Genomic DNA, 13,736 nt, shown 5'->3' with positions numbered 1-13,736 from the left:
AGAGATCGATTGTACCGGTGCCGGTGCGTGCTGTCAGGCTCGAAAGGGGCATGAACGCAGGCTTTGGCTGCCGCGACAGGCGCTCATTGCCGGTTACGCGTTGGGGCGTCATAATGTAGCCCCTTTTTTCTGTCCCTACATGTGGAAGGTTCCCGTGACTCAGAAGCCCGACCAGTGTCTTGGTGAGTGGATCGATCGTGAAGCGCTTGCTGAAGCTATGATCCCGCTTATCGGTCAGCTCTACCGCAACAACAATGTGGTGAGCTCGATCTATGGCCGCAGCCTGATCAACCGTTCGGTTATCTCGATCCTCAAAGCCCACCGCTTTGCGCGTCACCGTCAAACTGACGAAACCGAACTGTCCGTCCACGAGACATTCCCCCTGCTCAAGGCCATGAGCGAGCTGAAACTGGGCGCCGCTTCGGTCGACCTGGGCAAGCTGGCCAACAAGTTCAAGCAGGAAGGCAACGGCCGCAGCGCCGAGCAGTTCGTCCGTGAAGAGTTGGCCGACGTGGTTGGCCAGCAGAACGCTTCGGCGCGCAAAGGCACCGACGTCGTTCTGTACGGCTTTGGCCGCATCGGCCGCCTGCTGGCGCGCATCCTGATCGAGAAGACCGGTGGTGGCGACGGCCTGCGCCTGCGCGCCATCGTCGTGCGCAAGGGTGCTGAAAACGACCTGGTCAAGCGCGCCAGCCTGCTGCGTCGCGACTCGGTGCACGGCCCGTTCGATGGCACCATCACCATCGACGAAGCCAACAACACCCTCACCGCCAACGGCAACCTGATCCAGATCATCTACGCCAAGAGCCCGAGCGAAGTCGACTACACCCAGTACGGCATCGAAAACGCGCTGATCGTCGACAATACCGGCGTATGGCGTGATGCCGACGGCCTGGGCCAGCACCTGGCCTGCCCGGGCGCTGCCCGCGTGATCCTCACCGCACCTGGCAAGGGCGCGCTGAAGAACATCGTGCACGGCATCAACCACGGTGACATCGCCGCCGATGACAAGATCATCTCGGCCGCCTCTTGCACCACCAACGCCATCGTGCCGGTGCTCAAGGCCATCAACGACCAGTACGGCATCGTCAACGGCCACGTCGAAACCGTTCACTCGTTCACCAACGACCAGAACCTGATCGACAACTTCCACAAGGGCAGCCGCCGCGGCCGTGCCGCGCCGTTGAACATGGTCATCACCGAAACCGGCGCCGCCACTGCAGCCGCCAAGGCACTGCCAGTGCTCAAGGGCAAGCTGACCGGCAACGCCATTCGCGTACCGACGCCGAACGTCTCGATGGCCATTCTCAACCTGAACCTTGAGAAGGCCACCACTCGCGAAGAAATCAACGAGTACCTGCGCCAGACCGCCATGCACTCGGAGCTGCACAAGCAGATCGACTACGTCAGCTCGCAGGAAGTGGTTTCCACCGACTTCGTCGGCTCGCGCCACGCCGGTGTGGTCGACGCCGAAGCGACCATCGCCAACGATAACCGTGTTGTTCTGTACGTCTGGTACGACAACGAGTTCGGTTACAGCTGCCAGGTGGTGCGTGTGATGGAAGACATGGCCGGTGTGAACCCGCCAGCGTTTCCACGCTGATCCGCTTGTAAAGTGTTAAAGAAACGGGAACCTTCGGGTTCCCGTTTTTTTATCCAGATTTTGTGTTGTCTGTACTGGCCTCATCGCGGATAAATCCGCTCCTACGGACGGCGCGTAACCTGTAGGAGCGGATTCATCCGCGATGAGGCCAGCGCAGGCACCCGAGAACCCAATATTGCGCACAGCCCTCCTGTTCACCCTCATGCTCCTGACCGCCTGCAACCAGGGCCCGACCCTGGAGCGCCTGGGTGGCCCGACCATGGGCAGCAGCTACAGCATCCAGTACGTGCGCGAACCCGGCGGCCCTGCGCCAGTTCAGGTTCAGGCAGCCGTGGAAACCATCCTCCATGACATCGACCAGCACTATTCGACCTACCGCGGCGATTCCACCGTCAGCCAGTTCAACCAGCTCCCCGCCAACCAGTGTCTGGCCCTGCCGCCCGACATGCTCCAACTGATTAACCTCGGCCAGCACCTGGCCGAACAGAGCGATGGCGCCTTCGATCTCACTGTCGAGCCACTGCTGGATCTCTGGGGCTTCGGCCCGCAGGCCCGCCACGAACAGGTACCCGACCCACTGGCCCTGGCCCAGGCCCGCCAGCACGTGGGCTATCGGCACCTACGCATCGAGGGCCAGGCGTTGTGCAAGGATGCCCCGGTGCAGCTGGACTTCAACAGCATCGCCGCCGGCCACGCCGTGGACTTAATCTCGGCCCGGCTGCGCGCCATGGGTATTGGCAATTTTATCGCTGAAGCCACCGGTGAGCTGAAGGCGTTCGGCCGCAAGCCCGATGGCAGCCCCTGGCGCATTGCCCTGGAACTGCCCCGCGAAGACCGCCAGATCGCTCGCCAGGTCATCCCGATCAATGGCTTGGGCGTGTCGACCTCAGGTGACTATCGGCACTATTTCGAGCAGAATGGCCGGCGCTATTCGCACACCTTCGATGCCCGCCTCGGGCGCCCGGTCGATCACGACCTGGCCGCCGTCACCGTGCTCGATGCCTCGGCGCTGCAGGCCGACGGCTATTCGACCCTGCTGCTGATCCTTGGCCCTGAGCGGGGTTGGGACTTCGCCATCGCCCATGATCTGGCGGCGGTATTGGTGACTCGGGCCGAGGGTGGCTTCGTCTCCCGAGCTACGCCCGCGTTCGATCGGGCGCTGAAAGGCGAGTGAAAGCGCAAGCAAGGATGATCGCCAGGGACCGGTGAGTGCACATGTAGTGCAGGCAAAATTGGCCTACGACGCGACCAAGGGTTAATGTGCGCGGCGTTCACGCTTGATTAGACTGCACCCGAATTTTCTCATGGCGCCGCGGCGGCATGATCGAGTCCCGCGGCGACCGTGGCCAGCGGGCCAGTTCTGAAGGAGTACGCATGGCTGTCTACAACTACGACGTAGTGGTGTTGGGTTCCGGCCCGGCCGGAGAAGGTGCGGCGATGAACGCCGCCAAAGCAGGGCGCAAGGTGGCGATGGTCGACAGCCGTCGCCAGGTTGGTGGCAACTGCACCCACCTGGGCACCATCCCGTCCAAGGCACTGCGTCACTCGGTGCGGCAGATCATGCAGTTCAACACCAACCCGATGTTCCGGGCCATCGGTGAGCCGCGCTGGTTCTCCTTCCCCGACGTGCTCAAGAGCGCCGAGAAGGTGATCTCCAAGCAGGTCGCTTCGCGCACCGGCTACTATGCCCGTAACCGCGTCGACGTGTTTTTCGGCACCGGCAGCTTCGCCGACGAGCAGACCGTCGAAGTGGTCTGCCCCAACGGTGTGGTGGAAAAGCTCAACGCCAAGCACATCATCATCGCCACCGGCTCGCGCCCTTATCGCCCAGCCGACATCGACTTCCACCACCCGCGTGTCTACGACAGCGACACCATCCTCAGCCTCAGCCACACCCCGCGCAAGCTGATCGTCTACGGCGCCGGTGTTATTGGTTGCGAGTACGCCTCGATCTTCAGCGGCCTGGGTGTGCTGGTCGAGCTGGTCGACAACCGTGGTCAGTTGCTGAGCTTCCTGGACTCGGAAATTTCCCAGGCGCTGAGCTACCACTTCAGCAACAACAACATCACCGTACGCCACAACGAAGAGTACGAGCGTGTCGAAGGCCTGGACAATGGTGTGGTCCTGCACCTGAAGTCGGGCAAGAAGATCAAGGCCGACGCCTTGCTGTGGTGCAACGGCCGTACCGGCAACACCGACAAGCTGGGCCTGGAAAACATCGGCATCAAGGTCAACAGCCGCGGCCAGATCGAGGTCGACGAGGCCTACCGCACCAGCGTGCCGAACATCTACGGCGCCGGTGACGTGATCGGCTGGCCGAGCCTGGCCAGCGCCGCCCACGACCAGGGCCGCTCGGCGGCAGGCAGCATCGTCGACAATGGCAGCTGGCGCTTCGTCAACGACGTGCCGACCGGCATCTACACCATTCCGGAAATCAGCTCGATCGGCAAGAACGAGCAGGAGCTGACCCAGGCCAAGGTGCCGTACGAAGTGGGCAAGGCCTTCTTCAAGAGCATGGCGCGTGCGCAGATCGCCGGCGAGCCGCAAGGCATGCTGAAGATCCTGTTCCACCGCGAAACCCTGGAAATCCTCGGCGTGCACTGCTTCGGCTACCAGGCTTCGGAAATCGTCCACATCGGCCAGGCGATCATGAACCAGCCGGGCGAGCTGAATAACCTGAAGTACTTCGTCAACACCACGTTCAACTACCCGACCATGGCCGAAGCCTATCGAGTAGCTGCCTACGACGGCCTGAACCGGCTTTTTTAAGCGGCTCCGGCCGGTGGCCTGAGCCGGTCGGGGAGACCGATTTCAGCCCTACCCGAGGGTGGTCTTGGCCAAACCGGGAAAGTCTGTAATCAGGCTGTCCACGCCAAAATCAGCGAGCCGGCGCATCAGTGCCGGTTCGTTGACCGTCCACACCGACACATGCAGACCCTGGCCCTGGGCTTTGAGCAGGCGCTCAGGAGTACACAGTGTCCAGTTCAACGCCAGCATCTCGCAGTCGTAGTTCTGCGCGACCTTCAGCGGGTCGAGCCAGGCGTACTCGGCCACCAGGCCGCGCTTCACGTCCGGCACCAGCTCCAGCGCGGCACCCAATACTTCCCGTGAACTGGAGGTGATGGTTACCTTGTCCAGCAGGCCGTATTGCTGCGCCAGTTCGCGGATGGCCAGCACGGTGGTGGCGGCGCGGGTGCGCGAAGCGCTCTTGACCTCCAGTTGCCAGTGCTCGAAGGCACACTTTTCGAACAGTTCTTCCAGGCGTGGGATAGGGCAGGGCTGCACATGGCCCGGGCCGCCCTTGCGCGCGTCGATGGTGACAAGGTCCGCCGCCGGGTGCTCGACCACCTTGCCGCGCCGGCCCGTGGTGCGTTTGAGGGTAGGGTCGTGGATAACCATCAGCTCGTTGTCGGCCGACAGGTGCAGGTCCAGTTCGCAGCGGGTCACGCCGTGGGACAGGCACTGACGGAAGCTGTGCAGGGTATTCTCGGGCGCTTCGCCCTTGGCGCCGCGGTGGCCGTAGATCAGGGTCACGTTCGTTCCTTCAAATCAGAGAAATGGGGCTCAGGAGGCGGGGCCGTCTTGTTCCAGTTGCTGACGCCGTTGCTGCTGTTGGCGTTGCAGGATATAGCGGGCCAGCAGTTGCCGTTGGGCATCGGTCATGTCGGTGAATTCCGTACCCACCTCGAAATCGCCCTCCGGGCGCGGGTCGCAGTGGGTGACCTTGCCGCGCAGCAGCAGGCCGTGGGCGCGGGGCATCAGCACCATCTTCACCTTGACCCGGGTGCCGGGAGCGATCTGCTGGTGTTGCGCGAATTCGATGCCGCCTTCGGAGATGATCACCCGTTGCGGCTGGCCGATTTCGCCAAGCAGGGTTTGCGCGACGACCGCGCTGAGCAGGTCCAGGCGTTTGTTCTGCGCGCGCAGGAAGGCGGCGAGGGTGCGGTCCTTTTCGCTCAACTGGCGCAGCAGGTGCTGCGACTCGAAGTCGGACAGGTGCAGCTCGCTGAGCAGGTTGAACAGCGGTGAATCATCCTGCAACAGTTCTGGCTCAAGGGCTTCGGCCGCGCTTAACGGGCTGATTTCCAGTGCGATTCGATCTTCGATGCGGTAGTATTCGCGGCGATCTTCTTCGTCTAATGTCGTCATGGCGAACCCATGGTAGCGGCGGTGGTCCGAGTGTAAAGCCGCCACAGGCGCCTCGCCACAAGGACGTTCCCTTTCCTCCGAACAAGCCCCGACATGTTCAGACCTCTTTTCGCATTCATTGGTACGCGCTACACCCGTGCCAAGCGCCGTAACCACTTCGTCTCGTTCATTTCCCTGACCTCGATGATCGGCCTCGCCCTGGGCGTGGTGGTGATGATCGTGGTGCTCTCGGTGATGAACGGTTTCGACCACGAGATGCGCACCCGCGTGTTGGGCATGGTCCCTCACGCCACGCTCGAGAGCGGTCAGCCGATCAATGACTGGCCTGCCCTTGCCCAACAAGTAAAGCAGAATCCGCAGGTGCTGGCGGTTGCGCCCTACACCCAGATGCAGGGCCTGCTGACACACGACGGCAAGGTGCAGAAGGTGCTGCTCAACGGCATCGACCCGGCCCGCGAGCGTGAGGTGTCGATCATCGACAACTTCATTCAGCAAGGCCGCCTCGATCAGCTGGCGCCGGGCGAGTGGGGCATCATGATCGGCGACAAGGCCGCCGCCAAACTGGGCGTGGCCATCGGCGACAAGCTGACCTTCGTCGCTCCGGAGGTCAGTGTCACCCCTGCCGGCATGTTCCCGCGCATGAAACGCTTTACCGTGGTCGGCACCTTCCACGTTGGAGCCGGCGAAATCGACGGCTACCTGGGCTTGACCAACATCGCCGACCTGTCCCGCCTGCACCGCTGGAAGCCGGACCAGGTACAGGGCCTGCGCCTGAAGTTCGATGACCTGTTCCAGGCGCCGCGCGTGGCCTGGAGCATCGCCCAGCAGCTGGGTGACCAGGAGTACTACAGCCGCGACTGGACCCGTACCCACGGCAACCTGTACCAGGCGATCCGCATGGAGAAGGCGATGATCGGCCTGCTGCTGTTGCTGATCGTCGCGGTGGCGGCATTCAACATCATTTCCACCCTGGTGATGGTGGTCAACGACAAGCGCGGGGACATCGCCATCCTGCGTACCCTGGGCGCCACGCCTGGGCAGATCATGGCCATCTTCATGGTTCAGGGCACGGTGATCGGGGTGATCGGTACCCTGATCGGCGCCGTGGTCGGGATTCTCGCCGCGCTTAACGTCAGCGCGGCGATCGCCGGCATCGAGACGCTGATCGGGCACAAGTTCCTCAATGCCGACGTGTATTTCATCGATTACCTGCCGTCGCAGATCCAGGCCCAGGACGTGTACATGGTCTGCGGTGCGGCGCTGGTCCTGAGTTTCTTCGCCACCCTGTACCCGGCCTGGCGCGCGGCGCGCACCCAGCCTGCAGAGGCGCTACGTTATGAGTGAGTCGCGCATGAGTGATAAAGCCGTTCTGAGTTGCCGCAACCTGGGCAAGTCCTACGATGAAGGCCCGGAGTCGGTGCAGGTGCTCTCCGGCCTCAACCTGGAGCTGCACGCCGGTGAGCGGGTGGCCATCGTCGGCAGTTCCGGTTCGGGCAAGAGTACCTTGCTCAACCTCTTGGGCGGCCTCGACCGGCCGACCCAAGGCAGCGTCTGGCTGGCCGGTGAAGAGCTGTCAGCACTGGGCGAGCGCGCACGCGGCCTGCTGCGCAACCGCGAGCTGGGCTTCGTTTACCAGTTCCACCACCTGCTGCCGGAGTTCACCGCGATGGAGAACGTGTGCATGCCGCTGCTGATCGGCCGCACCGCGATCCCCGAGGCCCGCGAGCGCGCTGAGGCACTGCTCAAGCGCGTCGGCCTGGGCCACCGCCTGCATCACAAGCCGGCTGAACTGTCCGGCGGTGAGCGCCAGCGCGTGGCAATCGCCCGTGCCCTGGTCAACCGCCCAGGGCTGGTGATGCTCGACGAGCCGACCGGTAACCTCGACCACCACACCGGCCAGGGAATCCAGGAGTTGATGCACGAGTTGTCCGTCAACTCGCGCACGGCGTTTCTGGTGGTGACCCACGACCTCAACCTGGCGCGTCAGATGGACCGCGTGTTGAAGCTCGACGACGGCCATCTGTTGGCGATCTAAGCGCTTGTACGGGGTAGTGGTGCTGCCCCGTTTCTCCGTTTCAATTGGGTGTTCCCTACATGTTCAGACCCTTGCCCATCTTCATCGGCGCGCGCTACACCCGGGCCAAGCGCCGCAACCACTTCATCTCGTTCATCTCGATGACCTCGATGATCGGCCTGTCGCTGGGCGTGCTGGCGATGATCGTGGTGCTGTCGGTGATGAACGGCTTCCAGCGCGAGATGAGCTCGCGGATCCTCGGTTTGGTGCCGCACGCCAGCATCCTCGGCGTGCAGCCGCTCGACGACTGGCGCAAGGCCGCCGATGCCGCGTTGCAGAACCCTGCGGTGATGGCTGCGGCACCGATTACCGAGATGGAGGGCATGCTTTCCTACAAAGGCGCCATGCAGCCAATCCAGGTCAGTGGTATCGACCCAGCCGAGGAAGGCAAAGTCTCGATCGTCGGCCAGCACATCGTTCAGGGCCGCCTGCAGGATCTGCAGCCGGGTGAGTACGGCGTGGTGATCGGCGAGCTGAGCGCACGGCGGTTCCGCCTCAACACCGGTGACAAGCTGACCCTGATCGTGCCGGAAATCAGCAAGGAGCCGGGTGGCATCACCCCGCGCATGCAGCGCCTGACCGTGGTCGGCATTTTCAAGGTGGGCGCCGAGCTGGACGGCTCGCAGGCCTACATACATGTTGCCGACGCGGGCGAGATGCAGCGCTGGGCGCCGGGCCAGGTACAGGGTGTGCGCCTCAAGCTGCACGACCTGTATGCCGCGCCGCAGGTGTCCAAGGCCATCGCCGCCGGCCTGGGCGATGCCTACCGCGCCGATGACTGGTCGCACACCCAGGGCAGTCTGTTCAGCGCCATGAAGATGGAAAAGACCATGATCGGCCTGTTGCTGCTGATGATCATTGCCGTAGCGGCGTTCAACATCATCGCCACGCTGGTGATGGTGGTGAACGATAAAGGCCCGGACATCGCCATTCTGCGAACGCTTGGGGCCACGCCGGCACAGATCATGGGCACCTTCATGGTCCAGGGCAGCCTGATCGGTATCGTAGGGACCTTGATCGGTGGTGTGCTCGGAGTGATTGCAGCGTTCAATGTCAGCCAGATCGTCGGCTGGGTCGAGCGGGTGAGCGGGCAGCACATCTTTACCTCGGACGTGTACTTCATCAGCAGCTTGCCGTCCGAGTTGCAATGGGGCGATGTGGCGATGATCTGTGCGGCGGGGTTGGTGATGAGCTTCCTGGCGACCATCTACCCGGCGTACCGGGCGTCGCAGGTGCAGCCGGCGATTGGCTTGGCGGTGTGAGCTTCATTGAAATCCTGGGGTGTGGAGTGCCCCAGGATTCAACGGTTGTCGCTGAACTCGATCACGAACCGGGTCCAGCCATCCTCACACTCCGCTCTGATGCACCCGCCGTGGGCCTGGACGATCGATCGGGTAATCGCCAGCCCCAATCCCGCATGCTCGCTGCTGCCTTCCCGTCGCGCCGGGTCTACCCGATAGAATCGATCGAACAGCCTAGCCAATGCAGCTGGCTCGATCGGCGTGCCGGTATTGGCCACGCAGAGGCTTGAGCCAGGTTCCAGCGTCACGCGTATTTCTCCACCCGCCGGGGTAAAGCGCAAGGCATTGTCGAGCAGGTTGGACAAGGCCCGGCGCAGCATATGCCGATCGCCCTCAAGCGTTGCCTCCCCCTCGCGAACCAGGGTTACCTCGCCGTCCTCGGCCAGCGGGGCGTAGTACTCCAGCAGCGCATCCACTTCATCGTGCAACGCCAGCATGGCCTGACCCGGCACCAGCAACCCATGGTCGGCTTTGGCCAGGAACAGCATGTCGTTGATCATCTGCGCCATCCACTGCAGCTCCTCCAGGTTGCCATGCAGCGCTTCGCGGTACTCCTCCAGGCTGCGCGGGCGGGTAAGTGTGACCTGGGTGTGGGTCAGCAGGTTGGACAGCGGTGTGCGCAGTTCGTGGGCGATATCTGCGGAAAACGCTGACAGGCGCTGAAAGGCATCGTCCAGGCGCTGAAGCATGGCATTTACGGTGTCGGCCAACTCCGCCAGCTCTTCCGGCATCTGCGCCACGGGAAGGCGGGTGGTCAGTGAACGCGCTGACACGCTGGCTGCCACTTGGCCCATTTGCCGTAACGGTCTTAACCCGCGGCGCGCGGCCCAGGCACCGAGTAGCGCCGTGGCCAGCGCCGATAAACCGACGGTCAGCCAGATCAGCCGCTGCATGCCTTGGAGAAAATGCTGGTGGTGGGTGATATCAAGGTACAACGTCAGCCGCGAGTAGTCGTTCAGTGGCACGGCGAGGCTGCGGTAGTCGATGCCGTCGGTATGTATCGTTGCCACGCCCGAGGCGGTGGGGGCATCGGGCAATGGGCTACGGCTGCTGAACCAGAGGCTGCCATCGCTGCCGGTGATGCGCAGAGCCAGGTCGGCCTGATGGCTGAGTTCGTTGCGCAGGGCGGGCAGTCGGGTATTCAGGTCGGCAGGGCTTTGCAGGCCGGAAAGCTGGGCGCGCAAGAGCGATAGGCGCGATTCGAGCAATTGTTGATCCAGCTCTACAAAATGCTGCTCGCTGGCCCGGCTGAACAGCAACCCGGCGCCCAGCGAAACGCCGGCAGTGCACGCGGCGAACAGCAGCGCCAGGCGGCTGCCGAGGGAAAGCCTGCGCATCAGTCGGGGCGCTCTTCGAGTACGTAACCCATGCCGCGCACTGTGTGGATCAGCTTGTTGGCGTGAGGATCATCGATCTTCAGGCGCAGGCGGCGGATGGCCACTTCGATGACGTTGGTGTCGCTGTCGAAGTTCATGTCCCACACTTGCGAAGCGATCAGCGATTTGGGCAGTACTTCGCCCTGACGCCGCATCAGCAGTTCGAGCAAGGCGAATTCCTTGGCGGTCAAGTCGATGCGCTGGCCTGCGCGCTCAGCGCGGCGGCGGATCAGGTCCAGGCGCAGGTCGGCCAGCGTCAGCAGGGTGTCCTGGCTGGGGCTGGCGCCGCGGCGCAGCAGGCTGCGTACCCGGGCCAACAGTTCGGAGAAGGCGAAGGGCTTGACCAGGTAATCGTCGGCACCCAGTTCCAGCCCATACACGCGATCTTCTACAGTATCGCGGGCGGTGAGAAACAGCACCGGCGTGTCGAGGCCGGCCTGACGCACCGCCTGGAGAATCTGCCAGCCGTCGCGGCCTGGCAACATCACGTCGAGAATCAGCAGGTCGTGATCGCCGCTCAGGGCCAGGTGCTGACCGGTTTCACCATCGGCGGCCAGTTCGGTGGCAAAACCGGCTTCACTCAGGCCCTGGCTCAGGTACTGGCCGGTGCGGGCCTGGTCTTCGACGATCAGCAGTTTCATGCAGTGTCCAACAGAAGCGATGTGATGGCTGAAATGATACTTGACTATCCTGGCCGCCACAGAAGCTGACAAAGTTGTAATCTTGCCGTCAGGTAGCTGCCAGCCAGCCCTTTCTAGAGTGGCCTTATCCCTGCTGTATGTTTTGGAGTCATCATGAAACACCTGTTCATCGCCGCTGCGCTTGCTCTGGTAAGCCTGCCAACCCTGGCAGATGGCGACAAAAAATTCGCTTTCGGCGAGCCGGCCAAGGCGGCAAACGCTACCCGCACGGTCGAGGTGGTACTTAAGGACATCTCTTTCGAGCCGAAGAGCCTGCACGTCAAGGCTGGCGAAACCGTCCGTTTTATCCTGATCAACGAGGGTAAGCTGCCCCATGAGTTCAACCTGGGCGACAAGGCCATGCATGCCGAGCACCAGAAAGAAATGATCGCCATGCAAGGCAAGCTTTTCACTGCGGGCATGAATCACGAGGGCATGGATCACGGCCACATGGATCATGGTCATGACGCCGGTAACACCGTGCTGGTGCAACCGGGCCAGCGCGCCGAGCTGACCTGGACCTTCCGCCAGTCGGCACCCATCGAATTTGCCTGCAATGTGCCGGGGCATTACCAGGCAGGCATGGTCGGCCCACTGACCATCGAGTGACGGGCGCTGCAAGGCGGGCTGCAAAACCGGTAGACTACGGGTATTTCCGAACCTTCAGGTCAGTTTCCATGCATCCCGCCGCCGAACATTCCCCGCTGGGCAAGTCCAGCGAATACATTGCCACCTACACGCCTTCGCTGCTGTTCCCGATCCCGCGCACGGCCAAGTGGGCCGAGCTGGGCGTGACCGCCCAGACCTTGCCGTGGCAAGGCGTGGATTACTGGAATTGTTTCGAGCTTTCCTGGCTGCTGCCGTCGGGCAAGCCGGTGGTGGCGATCGGTGAATTCGCAATCCCCGCCGACTCGCCGAATATCATCGAGTCGAAGTCGTTCAAGCTCTACCTCAACTCGTTGAACCAGACGGTGTTTGCTTCGATCAGCGAATTGCAGGCGTGCCTGCAGAAAGACCTGTCGGCTGCCGCTGGCAAGCCGGTGAGTGTGCAGGTGCGCACGCTGGGTGAGGTCGAGGCGCTGGGTGTAGTGGCGTTGCCGGGGCAGTGCATCGATGGGCTGGACGTTGCCATCAGCAACTACGAACAACCTCAGCCAGAGCTGCTGGCCTGCAACCCTGACCAGATAGTGGAAGAGACCCTGCATAGCCATCTGCTCAAGTCCAACTGCCCGGTGACGGGCCAGCCGGATTGGGGCAGCGTGGTTGTCGAGTACAAGGGCAGGGCGTTGGATCACGCCAGCTTGCTGACCTACCTGATCAGCTTCCGCCAGCATGCCGACTTCCACGAGCAGTGCGTGGAGCGGATCTACCTCGACCTGAAGAACCTGCTGCAGCCGGAGCACTTGACGGTGTATGCACGCTATGTGCGCCGGGGTGGGCTGGATATCAACCCGTATCGCAGCACTGGGGCGATCAGCCCAAAGAACCTGCGACTGGTTCGTCAGTAGCATGTCATTGGGGCCGCTTCGCGGCCCCTTTGCTATCTCAAATACCCATGCTGTGCAGCGAATTGGCGATGCTGCGCAGGGTGGCGGTCAGGTCCGGATGATCGGCCTCGAAGCGTTCTATGGCTAAATTCACACCATCCACCAGGTTATTGTCCGGGGTGGCCTCTTCAAGTTTCAGTTGCGCCTCGATCTGTCTGGCTTCCTCATGCAGCGCGGCCAGCTCTTCATCCGTAAGCGGTACGTTCCGATCCAGTTGCTCGCGCAAGCTGTTCAGGCGCTCTTGCAATTCGCGGGCAGGCATTGGTTGTTCTCCATCAATGGCTTGGCAAGGCATGGACCTCAGCGAAGCGGCAAAGGTTCGCACCTGCCTTCAAGCGTAATCCACTCGCCGCTGCTTTGCATGATCCGCATCAACGGTGCTGTGTCAGGGTTTTTCACCCTTGCGCCGGCGCATGGCGATGTCGGTCAGGCAGGTGTCCAGCGCTTCGAGATGGTCGATCACCGAATGCACCCCTAGGCGGAACAGTTCCAGTGTGGCCTTGCCCCGGGCCAGTTCCTGCTCCTGAGGGTTCATGGCTTGCCACTGCTGCGAGCCGAGGTCGCAGGACGGGCTGCAGGTCGCCAGGCCAATGGTCCACAGGCCGGCGTTAAGGCCCGATTGCAGTAGCTGCGGCTCGCCGCTGACCAGTACGCAGCCGTCCAGGCGCTGGCTGTCGAGTGCCATCAACGCCTGCCAGCAGGCGTTCGGCGCTGGCCAGCGCACACCATTGGCGACGTGCCCCGGCAGCCAGTCAGGCAGTACGCTGGCCAGGCGTTTGCCTTGCGTGCTGTTCAGGTCATCGAGCCAGATGCACGGCACTTGCTGGCGGCGCAGGCCAGCCAGCGTATCGAGGGCGCCGGGGGCGGGCAGGGGGCTTCCGCTGGCAGCCTGGACCAGGCAACCACGCAGGCCGAACAGCACAGCGGTGAAGGCGGGCGCATCGTGCATGGCAACTTCCCTGAAATATTCCGCAGGCTAATCGGCAATTGTGACGCTGGCATGACG

General features: G+C 62.7%; 14 protein-coding genes. 8 read left to right on the top strand and 6 right to left on the bottom strand.

Annotated features, from left to right (window positions below; all coding sequences use genetic code 11):
• Nucleotides 1-139: 139 nt before the first annotated feature.
• The 3 genes from ACIQUF_RS15195 (at nt 140) to sthA (ending at nt 4,372) form a co-directional block, all read left to right on the top strand.
• Nucleotides 140-1,603, top strand: coding sequence for a glyceraldehyde-3-phosphate dehydrogenase (locus tag ACIQUF_RS15195; protein WP_403132771.1), 1,464 nt, complete (start codon nt 140-142; stop codon nt 1,601-1,603).
• Nucleotides 1,604-1,778: 175 nt separating this feature from the next.
• A complete protein-coding gene (locus ACIQUF_RS15190; protein WP_403132769.1) occupies nt 1,779-2,777 on the top strand; it encodes an FAD:protein FMN transferase in 999 nt (332 codons plus the stop codon).
• A gap of 200 nt (nt 2,778-2,977) precedes the next feature.
• Nucleotides 2,978-4,372: a Si-specific NAD(P)(+) transhydrogenase gene (sthA, locus tag ACIQUF_RS15185; RefSeq protein ID WP_317658946.1), complete on the top strand. Its 1,395-nt coding sequence runs from the start codon at nt 2,978-2,980 to the stop codon at nt 4,370-4,372.
• A gap of 48 nt (nt 4,373-4,420) precedes the next feature.
• Here the strand turns inward: sthA and ACIQUF_RS15180 are convergent, their stop codons facing one another.
• Together ACIQUF_RS15180 and ACIQUF_RS15175 are read right to left on the bottom strand one after the other, a co-directional pair.
• Entirely contained in the window at nt 4,421-5,137 is a 717-nt protein-coding gene (locus ACIQUF_RS15180; RefSeq protein WP_403132767.1) for a glycerophosphodiester phosphodiesterase, read from the bottom strand.
• Between the two features lie 30 nt (nt 5,138-5,167).
• On the bottom strand, nt 5,168-5,752 hold the full coding sequence (locus tag ACIQUF_RS15175; RefSeq protein ID WP_403132765.1) for a PilZ domain-containing protein: 585 nt from the start codon (nt 5,750-5,752) through the stop codon (nt 5,168-5,170).
• 93 nt (nt 5,753-5,845) lie between these two features.
• Here ACIQUF_RS15175 and ACIQUF_RS15170 point away from each other — a divergent pair, with 93 nt between their 5' ends.
• The 3 genes from ACIQUF_RS15170 to ACIQUF_RS15160 are packed head-to-tail and all read left to right on the top strand — an operon-like array spanning nt 5,846 to nt 9,088.
• Entirely contained in the window at nt 5,846-7,096 is a 1,251-nt protein-coding gene (locus ACIQUF_RS15170; RefSeq protein ID WP_400799419.1) for a lipoprotein-releasing ABC transporter permease subunit, read from the top strand.
• Between the two features lie 7 nt (nt 7,097-7,103).
• Nucleotides 7,104-7,787, top strand: a complete 684-nt coding sequence (gene lolD / locus ACIQUF_RS15165; protein ID WP_403132763.1) for a lipoprotein-releasing ABC transporter ATP-binding protein LolD — start codon at nt 7,104-7,106, stop codon at nt 7,785-7,787.
• Between the two features lie 59 nt (nt 7,788-7,846).
• Complete coding sequence (locus tag ACIQUF_RS15160; protein WP_403132761.1) at nt 7,847-9,088, top strand: lipoprotein-releasing ABC transporter permease subunit; 1,242 nt, start codon at nt 7,847-7,849, stop codon at nt 9,086-9,088.
• A gap of 38 nt (nt 9,089-9,126) precedes the next feature.
• On the opposite strand, the gene ACIQUF_RS15155 is transcribed toward ACIQUF_RS15160, so the two are convergent.
• Nucleotides 9,127-10,467: a heavy metal sensor histidine kinase gene (locus ACIQUF_RS15155; protein WP_403133545.1), complete on the bottom strand. Its 1,341-nt coding sequence runs from the start codon at nt 10,465-10,467 to the stop codon at nt 9,127-9,129.
• Nucleotides 10,464-11,144, bottom strand: a complete 681-nt coding sequence (locus ACIQUF_RS15150; RefSeq protein WP_403132760.1) for a heavy metal response regulator transcription factor — start codon at nt 11,142-11,144, stop codon at nt 10,464-10,466. The genes ACIQUF_RS15155 and ACIQUF_RS15150 overlap by 4 nt, the downstream gene beginning before the upstream one ends.
• 153 nt (nt 11,145-11,297) lie before the next feature.
• On the opposite strand from ACIQUF_RS15150, the gene ACIQUF_RS15145 reads away from it, so the two are divergent.
• Both ACIQUF_RS15145 and queF read left to right on the top strand, forming a co-directional pair.
• A complete protein-coding gene (locus tag ACIQUF_RS15145; protein ID WP_403132758.1) occupies nt 11,298-11,792 on the top strand; it encodes a plastocyanin/azurin family copper-binding protein in 495 nt (164 codons plus the stop codon).
• Between the two features lie 68 nt (nt 11,793-11,860).
• A complete protein-coding gene (gene queF, locus ACIQUF_RS15140; protein ID WP_403132755.1) occupies nt 11,861-12,691 on the top strand; it encodes an NADPH-dependent 7-cyano-7-deazaguanine reductase QueF in 831 nt (276 codons plus the stop codon).
• Nucleotides 12,692-12,728: 37 nt separating this feature from the next.
• Here the strand turns inward: queF and ACIQUF_RS15135 are convergent, their stop codons facing one another.
• Both ACIQUF_RS15135 and ACIQUF_RS15130 read right to left on the bottom strand, forming a co-directional pair.
• The gene (locus tag ACIQUF_RS15135) at nt 12,729-12,992 is read right to left on the bottom strand and encodes a DUF4404 family protein (RefSeq protein ID WP_008099220.1); all 264 of its coding nucleotides are present in this window, start codon (nt 12,990-12,992) and stop codon (nt 12,729-12,731) included.
• A gap of 123 nt (nt 12,993-13,115) precedes the next feature.
• Nucleotides 13,116-13,679: a phosphonoacetaldehyde phosphonohydrolase-related protein gene (locus ACIQUF_RS15130; protein ID WP_403132752.1), complete on the bottom strand. Its 564-nt coding sequence runs from the start codon at nt 13,677-13,679 to the stop codon at nt 13,116-13,118.
• Nucleotides 13,680-13,736: the final 57 nt, after the last annotated feature.

It is taken from the genome of Pseudomonas sp. NPDC090233 (assembly GCF_044772285.1).
Lineage (GTDB): Bacteria > Pseudomonadota > Gammaproteobacteria > Pseudomonadales > Pseudomonadaceae > Aquipseudomonas.
The sequence above is the reverse complement of the archived record's forward strand: the minus strand, read 5'-3'. Positions and strand labels throughout refer to the sequence as shown.